1 protein-coding gene is annotated in these 799 nt (G+C 57.1%); it reads right to left on the bottom strand.

Annotated elements, in window-relative coordinates; genetic code table 11:
* Window positions 1-717: IS630 family transposase (locus AB4Y42_RS44085; RefSeq protein ID WP_368697874.1), on the bottom strand; the 717-nt coding region annotated here is incomplete at its 3' end.
* Window positions 718-799: the final 82 nt, after the last annotated feature.

Here is a 799-nt window from a genome sequence, read left to right as displayed (position 1 = left end):
CGCCAGGAATTCCTGATGTCGGTGGCGCGGCTTACATTGCGCAATAACTTCACCCGTTGCCGTATTGAGCGCGGCGAACAGAGTGGTAGTGCCGTGCCGGACGTAATCATGCGTCACTCCCTCGAGATAGCCCAACCCCATCGGCAACATCGGCTGCGTACGCTCCAGCGCCTGGCACTGGCTCTTCTCGTCGACGCACAGCACCAGGGCATTGGTCGGCGGACTCAGGTACAGCCCGACGATATTGCGCACCTTCTCCACGAAGTAGGGATCATTAGACAGCTTGAAGCTTTTTGACCGATGAGGCTGTACGCCGAACAACGACAGATATCGGGCCACCGAACTCTTCGAAATCCCTGTCTGCGCAGCAGCGGAGCGCACGCTCCAGTGCGTTGCCCCGTCCGGCTTCTCATGCAGTATCCTCGCAAGCAATTCCGCGACTGCTTCATCATCATGCGTGCGAGGCCGGCCTGGACGGGCTTCATCATGCAGACCGGCAAGTCCATGGGCAACAAAGCGCTTCTTCCAGTGCGTAACTGCGGGCGGTGTTACTTCGCACTGCGTCGCAATTTCTTGACTCGTATGACCGTCAGCGGCCATCAAGACAATCTTCGCCCGGCGGACCAGAGAGTGAGGCAGCGAACGCGAGCGGCTCATTGACAGCAATTGTTCTCGCTCCAGTTCCGACACGACAACCTCGATTCCTTTGCGTCCCATGATCGCCTCCAACTCACCGTGATTCGATCATAGACCAATCTGAATTTACGTAAAGTTATTTCTGGGACAGAACACTAGCAGG

Source organism: Paraburkholderia sp. EG286B (assembly GCF_040965655.1).
Taxonomy (GTDB): domain Bacteria; phylum Pseudomonadota; class Gammaproteobacteria; order Burkholderiales; family Burkholderiaceae; genus Paraburkholderia.
The sequence above is the reverse complement of the archived record's forward strand: the minus strand, read 5'-3'. Positions and strand labels throughout refer to the sequence as shown.